This window comes from Erythrobacter sp. S227 (assembly GCF_057364925.1).
Genome location: NZ_CP200280.1, coordinates 239,336 through 254,991, shown reverse-complemented (window position 1 = coordinate 254,991; position 15,656 = coordinate 239,336). Strand labels below are relative to the sequence as shown.

Genomic DNA, 15,656 nt, shown 5'->3' with positions numbered 1-15,656 from the left:
GGCGATTTGAGCAAGCAAAAAAAAGCTCCCCGATAAACGGGGAGCCAAGGCTTCGGGTCGCTTGGGCCAGGAACTCGTGGCCCATGAGCAGCCTGATACCCAGCTCCACGGCTTAGCAATGTGCATAAAAACACTTATGGGATTTTACGGATCATTTTTCTTGAAAAAGGGGAGAGCCGGCGCACGGCCAACTCCCCCTTTTCGAAGCGATCAACCGGCTGGAACGCTGGTGCGCATAAAGCCAAGATCGGGCGAATTGAAATTGCCGATATTGGGCGAGATGATCGGTATCTCGCCGGACTCAACCCCGAGCCACTTCGCCAAAGTCGCCGAGTATTCATCGACCGAGGTTGAAGGCAGAAGCCTGCCCCGCCCGACCTGATCGTCGGCATCGACAGAGATTTGCGGCGCGGTTCCATAGAACTGCCCACCGTTGACCGCGCCGCCCAGAATGAAGTGGTGCCCACCCCATCCATGATCTGACCCGTCACCGTTAGACGCAAGCGTGCGCCCGAAATCGGAAGCCGTAAAGGCGGTGACCTGCTCGGCCGCGCCGATTTCCTCCATCGCGCGATAGAATTCGTCCATCGCAGCATCCACGCCTGCCAAAAGCCCTTCGTGAGTGCCGATTAAACCGTCGTGATTATCAAAGCCGCCGGTCGAAACGAGGAACACCTGCCGTGTCACACCCAGAGACCCGCGAGCGGCAATTAGTTGCGCGACGATTTCCAGCTGGCTTGCAAGGCTGCTGTCGCCGAACTGGGTGTTCAGGCTGACATTGGAAACCGCATCCTCGATAAAGCCGGAGAACTGGATCGAGCGTGCATTGGCCATTGCATAGTCATTGCCGAACACATGGCCGTTGCCCTGCGTCAGCAGAGTTCTCAACGCATCGCTGGCAGCTTGCGAGCCATAGAGCCTTCGGTCCAAAGCCCTCACAGTGATCGCGCCATTGGACGAAATTCCGTAAGGCTGGATCTGGTCGCCGGATAGGAAGACCGCATTGCCCGTTGCGTTGATTGCGGTGAACATCGAGTTGGTGTTGCTGCTCGCCGCGAGATCGCCGATCCGCCCTCCCCAGCCCGAAATCGACCCTTCAGGCGAGCCTGATTGCCAGGTCGATTGCTGGTCATTGTGCGAGAAAAGCTTTGCCGGCCGCGGGAAGCGGGCGACGTCATCGCTTTCAAACTGCTGCTTTGTAATCGGTGCAATCAGCGGCCCGACATTGAGGAGCGGTGCCATAACACCTTGATCAAAGCGCGCCTTCAAACGCGGCATTGTTGGTGCCAAAGCCAGCTGCATATCATCGGTCAGCGTTTGGGGTTGCAGCGGGTTCAGAACCTGGGGACCGAGCGGATCGCGCCCTATCGCGATTGTGTCCCTGATCTGGGCATAGCGATCGTAGTTGGGAACATCGAACGGGATCAGCGTATTTGCATGATCGTTGCCCCCCAAAAGGAACACGCAGACAAGCGCTTTATGGCCGCCTGAGTTATCGAATGCCGCGGCATCGCTGAGCCCTGCAAGGCCCATCGCATATCCCGATGCGGCACCCATAACGGCCAGTTGACTGGACCGGTGCATAAAGGTTCGGCGTGAAATTTCTTTGGATTTGCCAATATGAAACATGTCCGCCCTCCTATCGCTGAATCAGATAATCGTTGGACACCATCACCAGAAGGACGGCGCGATGCACTTGGGCAAGCTTGTCCTCCTCGCTGCTGGTGGCGGTTACCGTCTGCGCATTGAGGGCATCGGCTATCGTTGTTTTGGTGGCATCGGACAATTGCCCCGCAGTCAAAAGCAAGTCGAGCCGGTCTATAAGAGCTTCGGTATCATCGACGATCTCAAGCTCGTCCTGATAGGTGGCTTTGATATCGAACATCCAAAATCCACGGCCATCAATCGTACGCTCCATAAAGTTCACGTAAGATGCTGCAGTGGTCTCGTTCACCAGCTGGAATTCCGGTGCGAGCAGGTCGCGTTCGGCGGCCTGGCTGTTGGCGGGAATAAAACCCGGACGGAAGAAATTGAAAACCGAAGGCGAGCGCAGCGGCGATTGGCTCAGGAAGCGCGAGCGATCAGACAAATCGCGCATCAACCACGCTGTGGTTTCCGAACGCGCACCAAAGGTCCGCCCCCACTGCGCAAAGCGAAGCATCGGCTCGCGCAATTTGCCAAAGGTCGGGTCTGCAAGGGATTGCTGTGACAATGCCTCATCATCGAGTAGGATCGCCTTGAACACGGCCCTTAAATCGCCGCGCACACCCGAGCCATTGTTGTTGAACACTTCCGCAACGCGCTGAACATAGGCAGGCGACGGATTGCTGGTGACCAACCGCTGGATCATCTGTTTGCCGAAGAACGGGCCAACATTGGGATGATTGAACAGAGTATCCATCGCGATCCGCAAACTCTCCTGCGCGCCGGTCCCTGGCGGGATGGTGACGCCAAGAAAGCTCTTCTCTTCCATCGAATGTTGATCCCCGCGATTGGGTATCTGGAAGAAGCTGTTCGCGGTCATCGGATTGCGCAAAAGGCGCGCTTCGGGAATGTTCAGATTGGGCCGGTCAGGCGGGCTCTGGAAGGTGATATTGCCTTCGTAGCTATAATTGTAGCCGGTGAAGACCTTTGCGATGCCGGTGACATCGTCATTGTCATAGGTCTCGATCGGATTGCCCGATCCATCCAACCGTTCCGTCCCGTCAATATTGAGCTCGAACAGGCCGATGGAAAACAGCTGCATGACTTCGCGTGCGTAGTTCTCATCAGGAACGCGCCCGGTCGCAGGGTCCGCCTTTTGGTTGCCGAGCGTATTGAGGAACACACCCATCCCTGCGTTCAAGGTGATCGCCTCAAGCATATCGCGGAAATTGCCGAACGCGCCTTCTTTGAGGATATCCCAATAAGCCCCGATCGAAGTGCTCGGCCAAATCTGGATATTGTTCACGGAAACAACGAAGAACTCGCTCAGGGCGAGGGCCACGCGTTTGCGCACCGAGTTGGAACCGGTCAGCAACTGGTTCCAGATCATATAGTCGGCAGGGTCAGAACGGAAGAACCATTGCTCCGCATCGATTGCTTCAAAGCCGATGTCTGACAGGAATTGCTGCGCGCTTCGTTCAATCGGCTGATTGATTTCGTTATCGAGCCAACGCTCATACCCTTCAGAGCGCATCTCAAGAATATCGCCGGTCGATACGGAAAGGCCCGCTTGCAATGCAAAACGCGCCGCCTGGGCATCGGTATCAGGGGTCAGAGCGGTTGGAGCGGGCGATCCCCCTCCTCCGGTCGGCGGCGGTGTTCCTCCACCCCCAGAGCCTCCTCCCCCACCACATGCCGCAGACGCGAGAGCGATTGTTGAAACGGCCGCGAGTGAGGTTTTGCTCGGGGATTTTTCCTGAGGATCACGATCCGTGTCGTGCCCGGTCCCATGGTTGGGGGCGTCGTCTGCCTCGTATTCGAGTTCAGACCAGTCTTGCAGATCTAGCTGCTCGTGATTGGTCAAATCACTTCTCCTGTGGCGCTACGACCCGCGCACAATTGAATGTGCCCAAGCTCGTACCGTTAGTCAAATCGCGGTACGGCCAATTGACCCGATGTCGCGGCAGTTAGGGTGATCAAGCCAATTCGCACCGCCGCTACTGGACCACCTCGAATGTCAGCCCTGCATTGTCGCTCAGGCGTTTGCGCAAAGCCCCGCCCATCAGGGACGAAGGCGTCCAAAAACCGCCCTTCGCCTCTCCACCCTCGGCGGTGTCCAGAATGCACAAGGCCGCCTCGGCAAGCATTTTCGCGGTCGAGCCATAGCCCGGGTCGCGGTCTCCCGTAACGCGCACACGGCGCACTTCCCCGCCCGGCAAAGTGCCTGCGAACAAAAGCTTGTAAAAGCCGTTCTTTTGGTCCTCTGGCGATGGACCTTCGCCCGGCTTGGGCAGCAAAAACTTCTCTGCGAGACTGCGTGTGGGGCCAAGGGCAAGCACGCCCATAAATACGCCCATTCCCGCCGTCATACCGATTGAACCAAGGCTGCCTTTAAAGCCATCTCCGGTCATGGTATATTCGCTGTAGCGGAAATTTTCGCCGTAGCGATTGTCTTGCAACGCGTTGGAGCGGTGCACATTGCGCGTGTTGATCGCGGCCATCACAAAGGGCGCGCACCAGCTTTCGAGAGCATCCGAATAATAGCGCGCGCGTTCTTCCTGTTTGGCGGTGAAGCCATGACCCTTTGGGCAAAGCAGATAATGATCCGCGAGTTTCTTGCGCAGTGAAGGATCAGCCTGTGCTTCTTTGAGAACGTTGACAAGGCTCGCCGCTGTGCCCCCGCTTAAACCGCCTTTGGCTGCCTGAACGCCCATTTCGACCTGCTCGCAAGTGTGGCCGAATTCTTGTTCGACCTGCTCTTGCAGGAAATGAACACCCATGTCCGAGGGTATGGAGTCGAAGCCGCAGGAATGGACGATAAGTGCGCCACTCTTCTTGGCGGCGTCTTCATGCGCCTCTTGCATGGCCGCGATCCACTGTGTCTCTCCGGTGAGGTCACAGTAATGGGTGCCTGATGCCGCGCAGACTTTGACCAAATTGTCACCGTATAGGGCGTATGGACCTACCGTGGAAATCACCAGCCGCGTTTGGTCACACATCGCCTCAAGGCTGGCCTCATCATCGGAATTGGCAAGGATGGTGGGCAAGTCCTTGGCCGCGCTCCCCAAGGTCTCCTTAAGCTTGGCAAGCTTTGCCTCGGATCGTCCTGCAACCGCCCAACGGACGGGGCCATCCGCGCCATATTTATCAAAAATGTATTCAACGGTGATCTCGCCCACAAAGCTGGTGGCACCAAAGATGACGAGATCGAACTTGGAGGCGCTCATGGTGGTCCTTAACTGGCTGAATGAGAGGTTGTGTGCGGTCTTGGGTGAAGACCTGCCCCTTTGCAAGCAAGCCGGCTGCAATTAGGGGGCGCACCATGGCGCAGAAACCAGACAACCCGATTTGCATTCTGGCTGGCGGCGCATCGCGGCGTTTTGGCGCTGACAAGGCGCTTGCCGTGCTTGATGGTCGGCCCATGGTGGAACATGTTCTGGACCGGTTGCACGGTCAGACAATCGGCCCGATTGCCATCAACACGGGCAATGCCGAGGCATTCAAAGAGCTTGGTCTCCCGCTGCTGCGTGGCACATCATGGGAAGGTGCCGGACCGCTTGCCGGGATTTACATTGCGCTTGAATGGGCATCGCAGGAGGGTTTTGAAACCGTCATCACGCTGGCGGTCGATCAGCCTTTTGCGCCGCTCAACCTTGTCACAAGGCTGAACGCATCGGGAGCCCCCTCAATCGCCGCAACCAAAGAACGCTGGCATCCGGTGAACGGCATCTGGAATGCGTCGCAGTCGGAAACGCTCGGGGCCTACCTGGAAAGGGGCAAGCGCTCTGCACACGGCTGGACAGAGTATTGCGGGGCGAAAGTCGCTCTGTTTGAGCACGGGCCGGATGGCGTGGACCCGTTCTGGAACGTCAACACGCAACAAGATTTGGCGCTTGCCGAACAGTTTTCGAGGACTGCCTAGGCTTCGCAGACGAACCAGGCATCGCGATGCGCCTCCATCAAGTGGGCCGACCATTCCTCTTTGCGCGTCTTTTCGACCAGTGCCACAATGCACCCGCCAAAACCGCCGCCCGTGAGCCGCGCACCCAATGCACCGACCTCGACAGCAGAGGCAACAAGCGTATCAATTGGCGCAACAGACATCTCGAAATCATCTCGCATGGAGACGTGGCTTTCATTCATCATTGCGCCGATTGTTTCGACATCGCCCGCTTTCAGGGCGTCGACGGTTGCAAGGACCCTGCGGTGTTCGGTTGCGCAATGAAGCGCCCGTTTGCGAGCAGCCTCGTGCAAGGAAGATGCGATGATATCCTCAGGCTCAGCTGCGCACAAATTGTCAGTTTTGAAGTAGGCCTTGGCCTCGTCGCATTCGACCTTGCGTTCCTTGTATCGCCCGTCGGTCAGTTTGCGCGAAACACCCGAATGGATGACTACAAATGTGTGGTTCGCGGGCAAGTCCAACAGTTCATATTCAAGCGATGCCGTGTCTAGCGCCATTGCTTTGCCCGGCGTCGCAATCGCCACAGCGAACTGATCCATAATACCGCAAGGGACGCCCAGATATTCGTTCTCAACCCGGCGCGCGGCGATAGCGATGTCTAGGTCAGTGAGAACACTCGCGTCGGACGCATCGCGCGCCGCTTTCAGGATTGCGACAGTCAACGCAGCAGAGGAGGAAATCCCCGCCCCTTGCGGAATGTCAGAGCGGATTATGAGGTTAGCCCCGCCGCTAAGCAGCCCAAGGGCATTGGCCTCGCGAAGGGCGCCGACGCTTGGATCTGACCAATCGCCTGTAGCGTCTTCGGACAGTTGTCGCTTGGCAGGCGCATCATATTGATCAGCCGAAACATGGACGCCGTCATCCTCGCGCGGCTCCAATTCGACGCTCACACCAACCGATAGCGCAGCAGGCAGGACCATGCCGCCGTTGTAGTCAATGTGCTCGCCGATCAGGTTAACCCGGCCAGGCGCGCTTGCGAAACCGGTCATGCCACGTCTCGCAACATCTGCACCGCCGTCTCTGGCATCACATCGACCGTGAAGGTGCCCGTGTGCTGCTCGACCGATGCGAGATATTTGACCCGGCCCTTCGCGCGCAAAAGCGGGTAGAATTGCACGGTAAAATGATACCCATCAGAACCACCACGCGGCGCGGCATGGAACGCCATCATGGTCGCGGCTGGCCCGTCAAATAGCGCATCATAGCGGCGCGTCATTTCGCCCAGCCAAAAGGCCAAGCCCTCAAGTTCCTCGTCACTGCAATCCCAAGGCCCCTCGCGGCGTCGTTTGGGAGCGAGCCACACCTCGTACGGGAAGCGCGCAAATCGCGGAACAAAAGCGGCCACACCGCCCTCCTCACCCAGCCCGTAATCGGGCATGCATTCCGCTATTTCTGCGGCAAGGTCATAGCCGCCCGCAAAGGCATCAACCGCGCGCTGCTGGATGACCGGCGTGCGCTCGAACCCGTAAATCTGTCCGTGCGGGTGGTGCAGCGTAACGCCCACTTCGTCACCGCGATTTTCGAACGGGAGGACGTGATTACAGCCCGCCTCAAACAAAGCGCCATAGCGGTCGATAAGAGCGGCAATCAGAACGCGCCTTCGGTCCTGCCCGATGGTGTGCAGGCTCCCGCTCGCATCGGGCGCATAGACAACCACATCGCACGCGCCTTTGGCTGGTTCGCAAGCCATACCAGCGAGGCTCACCGCATCGCTTGCCGAATGGTGGAAAGCGGCAAATTTGTTCTCGAAAATCGCCAACTCAAAGTCGGCAAAAGGAATTTCCGTCTCTACCCCGCCAGCAACCGTTGGTGCGAGCGGGTCATCTGCGGCAGAAGGTTTGAATGTCCGGTTCTGGCGGTGGGCTGCATAGACGTTCCATTCGGCGCGCAAGGGATGATAGCGCAGCTCTCCCCCTTGCGCGACGGGGTCCGCGCTTTCCGCAGAAGGCTCAAGCGAATGAGCCTCTCGCCCATAAAGCCGAAGCATCCGCCCGTCGGCCTTGCGGTGCTCGCGCACATAGGTCGGCTTGCTGCCCAAACTGCGCGCCAAGGGAACGGCGGTGCTCACTGCGCAGCCTTGCGACCCGCAAACCACGCGGCGACTTTGTTATGGGCAGTTTCGTCCAGATGCAGGCCCAATTTGCTCCGCCGCCAGAGCGCATCCTCGGCATCGCGGACAAATTCATGCTCGCACAGATATTCAAGCTCACGCGCATAAAGATCACCGCCAAGGTGCTCACCCAGCCCATTCACGCTGGTGACGCCATCGAGCAATGTGTGAACCCGCGTTCCATAGGCGCGCAGCAGACGGCGCAGCATGCGCTCATCGGCCCAAGCGTATTGCCTGTGAAAATCGGCAACCAATTGGTCGAATTGCATCGGATCAAAATCACCGCCCGGAAGCGCCTTGTCCGCCGTCCAGGCTTCGCCGCCCACGCCAAGCTTTTCGAGCGCATGCTCGGCAAGTTTGCGATAGGTTGTGATCTTTCCGCCGAAGATCGAAAGCACCCGCGCACCGTCCGCCTCGTCCAGATCAAACACATAATCGCGTGTGACAGTCGAGTTGTCAGACTTGTGATCGTCATACAGCGGGCGGACGCCTGAATAGTCCCACACCGCCTGATCCGGGGTCACATCGACGCGCAAATATTCGTTGAGCGCATCGCACAGATACCGCTTTTCATCGTCCGAGATCGTGACCTTCGCCGGGTCCTCTTCCCACAGGACATCGGTAGTCCCGACAAGCGTAAAGTCCCGCTCATAAGGAACCGCGAAGATGATCCGGTTGTCCTTGTTCTGGAAGATGTATGCCTCATCGTGGTCGAAGAGTTTGGGGAAGACCAGATGGCTTCCCTGAACCAGACGCACATGGTCTTTGTGTTCGCCCTTTTTCGCCTTGCCCAGCACCTCATCAACCCAGGGCCCTGCCGCATTGATGACGGTCTTTGCGCGCACGGTTTCCTCGTCCGCATCGCTTTTGAGCGTCGCTTCCCATTGCCCATCCACGCGCGTCAGGCCGCTGCATCGTGTGTGTGTAGCAATGGTCGCCCCGCGTTCTTTTGCGTCCATGCAATTGAGCACAACCAGCCGCGCATCTTCGACCCAGCAATCGGAATATTCAAACCCGCTGACCAACCGGTCTTCGAGCGTTTTCGCATGGGGGCCCTTGCGCAAGTTCACCGTCTTTGTCGCTGGCAGCAATTTGCGCCCGCCCAGATTGTCATACAGGAACAATCCCAGCCGCAGCATCCACTTGGGACGCAGGCCTTTGTCATGCGGCAAGACAAAGCGCATCGGCCACACGATGTGGGGCGCGATTTTGAGGATACGCTCCCGCTCGATCAGACTTTCGCGCACAAGGCGAAATTCCATATGCTCAAGGTATCGAAGCCCGCCGTGGATCAGCTTGGTCGACGCGCTCGACGTGTGGCTGGCAAGGTCATTCATCTCGACCAGAAGCACTTTAAGACCGCGCCCGGCTGCATCGCGGGCAATTCCGGCACCATTGATGCCTCCGCCAATAATCAGCAAGTCGTATTCAGGTGTTTGGGACATCAGGCCTCTTCGAGGTGGTAGATCACGGCGCTATCGGGATGAAGCGGCGGAGTTTGCATACCGAATTGCATCAAGGCAGCGCCAGAGAAAATCGCGCCCTTACCCATCAAATCACCCGCTTCCACAATGGAAGGCGTCGTGATTGACGGATCGGTAGTGGGCCAGATGATCCTCACGCGGTATTGGCGCGATGCATCAAGCCCCTTGAAGAACAGCCGGTCTGGCGCTGTTCGGGGACGCGAGTCCAGCAGAGCATAGCTGAAAAGCGCCTCTGCCTGGCTCTTGGAAACGACTCCGACGACATTCGCGTGGGGCGCGAATGGAACGCGGTGGAATGTGCCGGAGTGAAGGAGCGCGCGGTGCTCTTTATAAAGTGCGATCCCCTTGGCCAGAACAGCCCGATCCGCCTCGCTCTCAAGCTGAAGATTAAGCTCCAGTCCCATATGACCAAAGATCGCGCTCGCTACGCGAAATTCCATGGAGAACCGCCGTCCGGTAATGTGGCATTTCTTTGGCCCCACATGGCTTCCCAGAACGCGCAAGGGGAAAAAGTAGGACGCGCCCTTCTGGATATGCTGGCGGTCGCGGGCATCATTGTTGTCCGACGTCCAGATACGGTCGGTGCGCTGCAAGATGCCAAAGTCCGCCCTCGCCCCGCCTGATGAACAGCTTTCAATCTCGAGGGTCGGGAAAGCGTCGCGCAGGCGATCAATCAGGCAATAGACGCCCGAGGTTTGCAAATGCATCGCAGCGCGCGCGCCGCCTGCGCCTGAATTGCCGGGGTGGTGGCAATCGCGGTTCATGTCCCATTTGATGTAATCGATACGGTATTCATCAACGAGGGCCGCGATCTTCTCAAAAAGGTAATCGGCGACCTCTGGCTTGCTAAGGTTCAAGGTCAGCTGATTGCGAAAAGCGATTGCGTCGACACCGGGCGCTTCGAGCACCCAATCGGGATGTGCGCGGTAAAGGTCGCTGTCCGGATTGACCATTTCAGGTTCAAACCAAAGGCCAAATTCCATGCCCAGCTCGCGCACTTTATCGACGATGGGGTGGAGGCCTTGCGGGTAAACATCGGGCGAAACCCACCAATCGCCAAGCCCCGCCTTGTCGCTGCGGCGAGCGCCGAACCATCCATCATCCAGCACGAAACGCTCCGCACCCACCGACGCTGCCATTTGGGCAAGCTCGATGATGTGGTTTTGGTCGTGCAAGAAGTAGACCGCTTCCCACGTATTGAAGTGGACGGGACGCGGTCTCGCCGCCGTCCGTTTGTCGAGGATCACCTTTGAAAGATGCGCGTGAAACGCCTCGCTCACCCCGCCCACACCGCGGTTTGACCATGTGGCCAAGACATCGGGTGTCCGGTAGCTTTCCCCTGCTGCGAGGCGTATTTCACCCGGCCACAAAAGCTCGCCCATTTGTAGGGCAGAACGTCCATCGGGCAAGCGGTCCACGCGAAGGCGATGATTGCCACTCCATGCAAGGTGAAAACCGCAGGCAAGGCCGTGCCCTTCGCACGCTTCGGGGGCCTTCAGAATCAGGCCGGGGAAACACTCGTGACTGGTCCGGCCCGCCATGTTCTCGCGCACATAGCTGCCTTGGAAAGCGCCAATTTCCTCTGTTTGGAATTCACCCGCCCAACGACCAGAAAACCCCATGATCTCGCTCAGCCTCGGGTCGAGCGGGATCGTAACGCCAGCGCACCATTCTAAGCAAAGCGGTGCGTCACCATTGTTCTTGATCCGGGTGCTGCAGGTCAAAACTCCCGTTATGGGATCAAGCTGCAATCTGTAGGCTGCGCCAACCTTGGTGCGCTTGTCACTGCACTCGATTGTGACGCCCGAAGTACCCGAGACCCGCACGTCCTCGACCCGCAGGTCAATCGCCCAGTCTTCGCCTTGCCTGCTGGCGATAAGCCCCGGAGGCGCGAGCGTTCCGGTGGCAAATTCGTTTGAAAGCGTGAGAGGACGCTCCTCGCCTGCGCCGCCATGAACATATTGCCAGCACGACAGCAGCCTGAGCTGGGTCGCATCCACGCCCACGATGTCGGGTCCGCAGTAGAGGATTTTGGGCCGGGCGTGTTTTTGAGCATCAATGACAACAAGCACACCGCCGCCAGCCAGTGTGATCACTCCCTCGTTTAAAGACAGGGGCTTGTTTGCCATCAAAGCGCTTCTCTTTCCAATCTCGACGCCTCGCCCGGACGCTTCTGCGTTTTCCCGCATATTGTGATTTTCTGCATTTGGCGATGAGGGAAATCGATGTTTGCCCCTGAGCCTTTCAAAATGCCGGCAAGAGCGCAACTGTCGCAGCGCAGAAGAGATTCACTCTCGAGATTTTTGCGGTGCAGGCCTTGCTGACTTGGCACTTAGTTGAAAAAGAGGACGCGAACGCCTGCCGCGATGCGCAAAAACGGGCAGAAGCAGGCGCCGGGGAGAGAAAGCCAAAATGGACGTTTTACAGGTCGCTGTGTTCTTCGGGCTGATGATCGCCCTTGCCTATTTCACCTGGGCCAAAGTGGCCGCAGCCAAAGCGGCAAGCCATGCTTCAGCGGATAAGGAAATCTTTCTCGCTGGCGGAGGGCTAAGCTGGTTCTTTGTCGCAGGCGCGATCACGCTAACCAACCTGTCCACCGATCAACTTGTCGGCATGAACGGGGCGCAGATGTTCCTTCTCGCATGGTGGGAGATTGCAGGCTTTATCGGCCTCATGCTGCTCGCCTTTGTGTTTGTGCCGATTTACTACCGCGAGAAATGCACCACGGTGACCGAGCTTCTCGAAAAGAAGTACGACGGCGGCAGCATCCGCACCGTCATCTCCGGCCTGTTCCTTGCGGGCAATGTATTTATCTACCTGCCCGCGGTGATTTACAGCGGCGCGCTGTTTATCCAATCTTTGTTTGGGCTTGGTGTTGGAGAAATCGTGACGATAGAAGGCGGACGAGCCACCGACAGCACAGGCCTCGACACAAGCCTGCTGATGATTGCTGCCATATTAGCCATCGTTGGTGCAGCTTACGCCATTTTGGGCGGTCTTCGCGCCGTGGCTGTGCTCGATACCTACAGCGGGATTGGCATTCTAGGCCTTGCACTTGTGGTGGTATTCCTGGCGCTGCAAACGATCGGTTTCGATTTTTCAGGCATCCCGGCAGAACGCTTGTCGATGGTTGGCGACAACAATTCTCAGATACCGTGGCACACGCTGTTCACGGGCATGATCTTTATCCAGATTTTCTACTGGTCCACCAATCAGAATATCACGCAAAAAGCGCTCGCCGCGCCGAACGTCAAAGAGGCGCAAAAGGGGATTATGGCAGCCGCGATTATCCGCGTGCTGATCGTGCCGCCTATCGTCGTGATCCCCGGCGTGGTCGCCTATAAACTGTTCGGCGGCGTGGGTGACAAGGCATACGGGATGCTTGTCGATCAGGTCCTTCCCGGCTGGACCAGCGGGCTTTTTGCCGCGATGATCGCAGCCGCTGTCCTCACCACCTATTCCGCCGTTATGAACGCAACGATCACACTGTGGTCAGTCGATTTCCACCGCAAGTTCATCAATGAAAATGTCGATGTGGTGAAGTTGAACCGCAAGGTCGGCATTGCCGCGATGCTCGTCTCGATTGTGCTGGTCCCGCTCTATGCCAATGCGGAGAGCATTATCGACCTTCTGCAACAGCTGAACGGTCTGTTGTCCATGCCAATACTCTCAGCCTTCGCAGCGGCCCTATTGTTCCGCAATATGGACGCGCGCGCAGCGGTTGCGGGGCTGGTGTACGGCGTTGGCATCTACGCCTTCCACACCTTCTTCCTCTACACCGATCAGGAGATGTGGGGCGGCACGACCTATTACCGCTACCTCGACCTCGATTGGCTGCACTACATCGACGTGATGGTCTTTGTGCTTTTCTCATCGATAGCCGTGGCGCTGTTCACCAACAAAGTGGCGTTTGGAAAAACCGCGCAGTTTGTCGGTTTCGGGCGCGCCAAGGCTGCATAGATCGCACAGTTCATCGCAACTTGAACTTTATGCCCTCATAACACCGCACCTCGTTCCCGCGTTCAAGATCGCGGTTTTGCCTCCAAAGATCTGTCTTTGAGCTGGCTTTGCTTTCCTCGCTCTCTTCTTGAAGCGCGATTGCAAGTTTCAGCCGGGCGATTTTCTTATTCGCAAACTGCGAGCGCTGCTCTTGAGAGACCACTGAAAGGCCGGTTGGACCGTGGGTTGCGCGAACCGCGCTATCGGTTTTGTTGACATGCTGACCGCCGGGCCCCGAAGCCCGGATGGCCTGGTATTTGATATCCTCATCCCGCAAGTGAGGCGTATCATCGGGAGCTGGTGCCATGCTCACACCGGCATACCAGTTTTTGCGTTTATGGCGCGGCCTGAATGGGCTGTTCCCGATCCAGCGGATGGTCCCAATGCGTTCGGCTGCGAAACTCTCACAGCCCTGCCCTTCGACCGACAACAACACCGAAGCTGCCGTATCGCCAGAGCACTCAAGCAGGTTGCAATCCAACCCTTGTGCCTTTGCTTCCTTGGCAAAAACCCGGGCCAAATTGGCAACAACCCATTGGCATTCCTTTGGCCCCTGCCCCGCCGAGAGATGCAAGATGACCTCTTTCATTTCCGCCTCGTTTTGTAAGTGATGACAGGGCGCATGACTGCGATGACAGAGATCAATCCGGCCTGCTCAAGGTCCGAAATGACCGTCTCGATATCCTTGTAGGCTTGCGGGGCCTCTTCAAAGATCAATTGATTGTCCTCGCACAACACTCTGCCGCCAAGGCTCGTTCTCTCAAGCTCCGCAACGGTGATTTTCCGGCCCAGTTTTGCCTTTGCGCTGCTGCGCGGCCATTTGCGGCCCGCCCCGTGAGCAAGCGAATGCAAAGCCATGTCCGCTTTTTCCTCCTTGGGAAGGACCAGATAGGTCATGCTTCCGCGCGAACCGGGAATGACAATCGGGCCCTTGTCAGCAGACGCTGCGCCCTTGCGGTGGAGCCATCCGTTTTGATGGCGTGTCAGGCTGTTATGGAAGATATCCAGCTTGAGCTGGGCCTTAGCGCCCAGCTTTCCAAGAAACCGCTCTGCAATGATGTCGCGGTTGAGCCGCGCCCATGTCATCGCCTGGTCGTGCCGGGTCAGATATAGCGCAAAGGCTTCGCTCGACACGCTCAGCCCTTCGGCACTAAAGCGCCGGGTGTGATCCTCCTGAATGGCATGGCCCAACCCTCTGGACCCGCTGTGGACCAGGAGAAAGAGCAGCGAGGGGTCCAGGCCCATGTGACCGAATTGCTCTTCATCAATGATGGCCTCGACCTTCTGGAATTCGGCAAAGTGATTGCCACCTCCAATCGTGCCCAAGGCCTCTCCTGCAAGGTCCCCGGGCAGGCCTGCGCGCTCCAATCTGGCAAGATGGTCGCCTGCCCATGGATTATCGAGGCCGGTGAGCTTCTTCACCGCCCTGTCCAGCTTGAATTTGCCAGCGCTGATATCGGTTAGCCACAGCGCCATACCACATCCGATATCGTTGCCGATCAAATGCGGGTGAGCATGAGTGCTGGACCAGAAAGCCGCTCCGATGGGTATCCCTCGCCCGGCGTGAAGGTCGGGGAGCCCAACCGCGCGCTCGATCCCCTCAAGCTGCGCGGTTCGGTGCAATTGATCGATGGCCGATTGCTCGATCCAACTCGCCGTTGAGGCGATAATCTCAACACTACTCGTCATCATTATGCCTCCCCACAATTGCGCAGCCCATGGCGCTTCAATGCCTTGCTCGAAAGCTGAGCCATCTTGACGACCTTCCATCGTTCATGCGTTTCCCACTGCTTCTCGATAAGTTCGAAACGCAGCTGAGCGTCACCACATTTCGGGTCGCGGTCCAGTTCGCAGTGGAACCAGAGCCCCTTGCGCTTGATCAGGATCGAAGTTTCGCAAAGCCGCCTGAAATCAGCAAACGGCCCTTGGGGATAGCAGGTACAGGCGCGGACAAAGGCACGCCGTAACGGTAGCCCTAGCGCACCGCGAAGAGCGTCCGTTTCCTTGACAATGCCATCGTCGGGATCGACATAAAGGTCCGGCCACCACCGATCGAGAGGCTGCGTCCCGCGCCATCTGTGCTGGCCCAGCCATATACCTTGCCTGTCCACACAAATGCGCACCATGATGAAGTCCTCCACATGCTCGCGCACATGCATCTTCACCGTGCTGGTGGTGTCGAGAGACTGGCATATCTCGCTGAAAACATCATCCCACCGGCGGCCGCGTTGCTTATGCAGATAACGCTTTAACGGTGCGAGGTTTTCGCTGAGGGATTTCGTGTATCGCGCTTGTTCCCACGCGTGGCGTTTCAGGCCTACGAATTTGCGATCAAAGCTTACGTCCTTCTTGAGTTTAACAGCAGGTGCATGGCGAGACGCCCAGCGAGGGCGCTCAACGATGACCTTGAACATATCAGCGCGCATGGCTCATCCCCCCGTTTTGAAAAGACGAGAAG

12 protein-coding genes are annotated in these 15,656 nt (G+C 57.7%); 2 read left to right on the top strand and 10 right to left on the bottom strand.

Annotated features, from left to right (window positions below; genetic code table 11):
• Positions 1-210: 210 nt before the first annotated feature.
• The 3 genes from AC0V6Q_RS01115 to AC0V6Q_RS01105 all read right to left on the bottom strand — a co-directional run bounded on the left by AC0V6Q_RS01115 (position 211) and on the right by AC0V6Q_RS01105 (position 4,871).
• A complete protein-coding gene (locus AC0V6Q_RS01115; RefSeq protein ID WP_486166605.1) occupies positions 211-1,629 on the bottom strand; it encodes a DUF1501 domain-containing protein in 1,419 nt (472 codons plus the stop codon).
• 10 nt (positions 1,630-1,639) lie between these two features.
• Positions 1,640-3,508 (bottom strand): DUF1800 domain-containing protein, encoded by a 1,869-nt coding sequence (locus AC0V6Q_RS01110; protein WP_486166604.1) that lies wholly within the window; start codon positions 3,506-3,508, stop codon positions 1,640-1,642.
• Between the two features lie 133 nt (positions 3,509-3,641).
• A complete protein-coding gene (locus AC0V6Q_RS01105) occupies positions 3,642-4,871 on the bottom strand; it encodes a saccharopine dehydrogenase family protein (protein WP_486166603.1) in 1,230 nt (409 codons plus the stop codon).
• A gap of 95 nt (positions 4,872-4,966) precedes the next feature.
• Between AC0V6Q_RS01105 and mobA the strand changes: the two genes are divergently transcribed.
• The gene (gene mobA / locus AC0V6Q_RS01100; protein ID WP_486166602.1) at positions 4,967-5,566 is read left to right on the top strand and encodes a molybdenum cofactor guanylyltransferase; all 600 of its coding nucleotides are present in this window, start codon (positions 4,967-4,969) and stop codon (positions 5,564-5,566) included.
• Here the strand turns inward: mobA and galK are convergent.
• From galK to AC0V6Q_RS01080, 4 genes are read right to left on the bottom strand one after another with little or no spacing between them, the layout of a single operon-like run.
• Positions 5,563-6,594 carry a galactokinase gene (galK, locus tag AC0V6Q_RS01095; protein ID WP_486166601.1) on the bottom strand — a complete coding sequence of 344 codons (1,032 nt, stop codon included), beginning with the start codon at positions 6,592-6,594 and terminating at the stop codon, positions 5,563-5,565. The two genes, mobA and galK, sit on opposite strands and share 4 nt — an antisense overlap.
• The gene (locus AC0V6Q_RS01090; protein WP_486166600.1) at positions 6,591-7,673 is read right to left on the bottom strand and encodes a galactose-1-phosphate uridylyltransferase; all 1,083 of its coding nucleotides are present in this window, start codon (positions 7,671-7,673) and stop codon (positions 6,591-6,593) included. The genes galK and AC0V6Q_RS01090 overlap by 4 nt, the downstream gene beginning before the upstream one ends.
• A complete protein-coding gene (gene glpD, locus AC0V6Q_RS01085) occupies positions 7,670-9,160 on the bottom strand; it encodes a glycerol-3-phosphate dehydrogenase (RefSeq protein ID WP_486166599.1) in 1,491 nt (496 codons plus the stop codon). The genes AC0V6Q_RS01090 and glpD overlap by 4 nt, the downstream gene beginning before the upstream one ends.
• A complete protein-coding gene (locus tag AC0V6Q_RS01080; RefSeq protein WP_486166598.1) occupies positions 9,160-11,328 on the bottom strand; it encodes an alpha-galactosidase in 2,169 nt (722 codons plus the stop codon). Before AC0V6Q_RS01080 ends, glpD begins: the two co-directional genes overlap by 1 nt.
• A gap of 283 nt (positions 11,329-11,611) precedes the next feature.
• Here AC0V6Q_RS01080 and AC0V6Q_RS01075 point away from each other — a divergent pair, with 283 nt between their 5' ends.
• On the top strand, positions 11,612-13,159 hold the full coding sequence (locus AC0V6Q_RS01075) for a sodium:solute symporter family transporter (RefSeq protein WP_486166597.1): 1,548 nt from the start codon (positions 11,612-11,614) through the stop codon (positions 13,157-13,159).
• 10 nt (positions 13,160-13,169) lie between these two features.
• Here the strand turns inward: AC0V6Q_RS01075 and prfH are convergent, their stop codons facing one another.
• From prfH to AC0V6Q_RS01060, 3 genes are read right to left on the bottom strand one after another with little or no spacing between them, the layout of a single operon-like run.
• Positions 13,170-13,787, bottom strand: coding sequence for a peptide chain release factor H (gene prfH, locus AC0V6Q_RS01070; protein WP_486166596.1), 618 nt, complete (start codon positions 13,785-13,787; stop codon positions 13,170-13,172).
• Positions 13,784-14,890: an RNA ligase RtcB family protein gene (locus tag AC0V6Q_RS01065; protein WP_486166595.1), complete on the bottom strand. Its 1,107-nt coding sequence runs from the start codon at positions 14,888-14,890 to the stop codon at positions 13,784-13,786. The genes prfH and AC0V6Q_RS01065 overlap by 4 nt, the downstream gene beginning before the upstream one ends.
• Positions 14,890-15,624, bottom strand: a complete 735-nt coding sequence (locus AC0V6Q_RS01060) for a hypothetical protein (protein WP_486166594.1) — start codon at positions 15,622-15,624, stop codon at positions 14,890-14,892. Before AC0V6Q_RS01060 ends, AC0V6Q_RS01065 begins: the two co-directional genes overlap by 1 nt.
• Positions 15,625-15,656: the final 32 nt, after the last annotated feature.

Excerpts from the sequence above, each read along its gene's own strand:
- AC0V6Q_RS01115 (WP_486166605.1), bottom strand. The coding sequence starts at position 1,629 with ATGTTTCATATTGGCAAATCCAAAGAAATTTCACGCCGAACCTTTATG.
- AC0V6Q_RS01105 (WP_486166603.1), bottom strand. The coding sequence starts at position 4,871 with ATGAGCGCCTCCAAGTTCGATCTCGTCATCTTTGGTGCCACCAGCTTT.
- mobA (WP_486166602.1), top strand. The coding sequence starts at position 4,967 with ATGGCGCAGAAACCAGACAACCCGATTTGCATTCTGGCTGGCGGCGCA.
- galK (WP_486166601.1), bottom strand. The coding sequence starts at position 6,594 with ATGACCGGTTTCGCAAGCGCGCCTGGCCGGGTTAACCTGATCGGCGAG.
- glpD (WP_486166599.1), bottom strand. The coding sequence starts at position 9,160 with ATGTCCCAAACACCTGAATACGACTTGCTGATTATTGGCGGAGGCATC.
- AC0V6Q_RS01080 (WP_486166598.1), bottom strand. The coding sequence starts at position 11,328 with ATGGCAAACAAGCCCCTGTCTTTAAACGAGGGAGTGATCACACTGGCT.
- AC0V6Q_RS01075 (WP_486166597.1), top strand. The coding sequence starts at position 11,612 with ATGGACGTTTTACAGGTCGCTGTGTTCTTCGGGCTGATGATCGCCCTT.
- prfH (WP_486166596.1), bottom strand. The coding sequence starts at position 13,787 with ATGAAAGAGGTCATCTTGCATCTCTCGGCGGGGCAGGGGCCAAAGGAA.
- AC0V6Q_RS01065 (WP_486166595.1), bottom strand. The coding sequence starts at position 14,890 with ATGATGACGAGTAGTGTTGAGATTATCGCCTCAACGGCGAGTTGGATC.
- AC0V6Q_RS01060 (WP_486166594.1), bottom strand. The coding sequence starts at position 15,624 with ATGCGCGCTGATATGTTCAAGGTCATCGTTGAGCGCCCTCGCTGGGCG.